This window comes from Pedobacter sp. 01T416_2 (assembly GCF_056398925.1).
This window is the reverse complement of record NZ_JBFTQI010000742.1, coordinates 1-2,894: the sequence shown is the minus strand read 5'-3', so window position 1 is coordinate 2,894 and position 2,894 is coordinate 1. Positions and strand designations below refer to the sequence as shown.

The following is a 2,894-nucleotide window of genomic DNA, read 5'->3' as shown; positions in this document are numbered from 1 at the left end:
GCATGTGCCAAATCCTTAACAATACGGTCTGCACCATGTTTGGTACGGGTAAAAACCAAAGCAGTTTCGATCTTTCTATCCTCAAGAAGGTGGATCAATAATTTCTTTTTATCAGGTTTGTCTACAAAATAAACCGATTGAACAATTGTTTCTGCTGTAGAAGAAATGGGGGTAACTTCTACTTTTGTCGGACTAGATAAAATCGTATTTGCCAACTTCTGGATTTCATCTGGCATGGTTGCAGAGAAAAATAAAGTCTGGCGTTTTGCAGGCAATTTAGCCACCACTCTTTTCACATCGTGAATAAAGCCCATATCGAGCATACGGTCGGCTTCATCCAATACGAACAATTCGATGGTATTTAAATTGATGAAACCCTGGTTCATTAAATCTAATAAACGGCCGGGTGTTGCAACTAAAATATCAACGCCTTTTCTTAAAGCTTCTACCTGCGAGTGTTGATTTACACCACCAAAAATTACTAAATGGCGTAAATTTAAATGACGGCCGTAAGCCTTGAAACTTTCTTCAATCTGGATGGCAAGCTCGCGTGTCGGCGTTAAAATTAAAGCCTTTATGTTTTTGGTTGCCTTGGTATTGATGTGTTTTTCGTGCAATAACTGCAACATCGGGATAGCAAAGGCGGCGGTTTTTCCGGTACCGGTTTGCGCGCAACCTAATAAATCTTTACCTTTTAATATCGTTGGGATGGATTGCTCCTGTATTGGTGTCGGTTGTGTATAACCTTCGGTCTCAAGGGCCTTTAAAATTGGCTCAATGAGGTTTAATTCTTTGAATAACATGTATGTTTCTGTGTAATATTTATCGAAGAAGCTAGAACAATCAATTGTTGAAGGACTAACTTGCGGAGAGAATATGCCATTCAGAATGGCAAGCCCTTATTCCTGCTTCGGCGGCAAAGATACAAAAAAATGTATGAGAATTTACTATTTGATAAATGTAACCTCAAATCGTTATCTATTACTCACACCTGTTATTGATCTAATGCATTTAATCCTTTTAGTTAGTGTTTTATAGTCTGTTTGTGTATGTATTTTTTGTAGTATTATTATTTTTATATGTATATTTATTTTTAATCAAGTGTATATTGTACACTAATTCATTATTTAATTAAAAAAATATCATTATGTAAATCATCAATAAAAATACCTAACAACCTATCTAACCACTTACTTATGAGAAAAAATCTACCACTCTTCAGGAGAAATCCATTCTTCTTGCATGCCTGCCTTTTTTTGTGCATTGGCATAATTCAGCAAAAAACTAAACCACTTAATCACCTCGTCATAACTGACGGAGATCACCTGATGCTGCTAAGTTTATTAACCTAGAAGTACATCAGTCGTATTGAGTACGCATTATTTCACCTAATCATTTATAACCTATGAAACAAAATCTATCTTGTATCAAGAGGAGTTTTCTTCTCTTGTGTTTGGGGATGTTATTTGCCCTCGGCGCAATGGCCCAATCAAAAATCACTGGTAAAGTTATTGCAAGTGATGATAAACTGCCTGTGGTTGGCGCCACGATCAAAATTAAAAATGGTAGCGGTGGTACCGCTACTGATGCAAATGGGGCCTTCTCGCTGAGCGTAAAACCTACTGATGTGTTGGTTATTTCTTTTGTTGGCTATGGCAGTAAAGAAGTAACAGTGGGTACCCAAACCAACATTTCAATTGTATTACAAGCCAACAATAATAACCTTACAGATGTTGTAGTGACTGGTTATTCTTCTCAGCGGAAGAAAGACTTAACTGGTTCTGTGGCTGTAGTAAGTATGGAACTGTTAAAGGCCCAGCCTGCAGCAAGTGCTGTAGAAGCGTTGCAAGGAAAAGCAACAGGGGTACAAATTGTAAATGACGGGGCTCCTGGTTCAACGCCACAAATCAGAATCCGGGGTTTTAGTACCATTAATAACAATGACCCACTTTATGTAATTGATGGGGTTCCGTTTGAGGGAAAACTATCCTGGCTTAATCAGAATGATATCGAAAGCATGCAAGTATTGAAAGATGCTTCTTCTGCTTCTATCTATGGTTCAAGAGCAAATAATGGTGTGGTTATCATTACCACAAAAAAAGGTTCAGCAGGACTACCAAAAATTACGCTCGATTCTTACTATGGCACACAGTCGCCAAGAAAAAATAGCTTCCCACAAATGATGAATCCTCAACAATATGCACAATATGTATTTAATGGGTATACTAATGCCGGAAAGCCTATTGCTGCTGGAGATAACTATGGTTCGGGCACAGTACCGGTATTACCTGAATATTTGGTGGCAGGTTTAAAACTTGGTCAGAATGTTACTGCTGCAGATGCAGATCCTTCTAAGTACAACTATAGCCGTGATCCAAATCTGTTTTATCAGATTACAAAAGCAAATAAGCAAGGTACCAATTGGTTTGATGAGATAACCGAATCTGCACCAGTTCAGAATTATAATATTAGTGCACTGGGTGGTTCAGACAATGCAACCTATTCTATTAGTGCCGGATACTTGAACCAAAAAGGAACGATAAAATACACAGGTTTTAAACGTTATAGTTTTAGATCCAATACTGCGGTATCTGCTTTTAATAAACGGGTGCGTTTCGGAGAAAATGCACAATATAGTTACGCTGAAGGTGTTGGGTTTGGCGTTAACCCGAATACTCCCGGTGGTTATCAGGATCAGGGAAGTGCTTTAGGATGGGCATACCGGATCCCAACAATTATCCCTGTTTATGACATTRCCGGAAACTTTGCCGGTAGCCGCGGTAGTCAGTTGGGAAATGCAGAGAATCCACTCGCATTTCTATTCAGGGCAAAAGATAATGTTAATAAAAACAACTTCTTTTTTGGAAATATCTTCGGTGAGGGTGATATTATTC

General features: G+C 38.4%; 2 protein-coding genes. One reads left to right on the top strand and one right to left on the bottom strand.

The annotated features are described in order from the left end of the window. Positions 1-803, bottom strand: an 803-nt coding sequence (locus AC1DPQ_RS23400) for a DEAD/DEAH box helicase (RefSeq protein ID WP_477611035.1), incomplete at its 3' end; no start/stop codon positions are given. A gap of 602 nt (positions 804-1,405) precedes the next feature. On the opposite strand from AC1DPQ_RS23400, the gene AC1DPQ_RS23395 reads away from it, so the two are divergent. Further along, a partial coding sequence (locus AC1DPQ_RS23395; protein WP_477611034.1) for a SusC/RagA family TonB-linked outer membrane protein occupies positions 1,406-2,894 on the top strand: 1,489 nt, incomplete at its 3' end.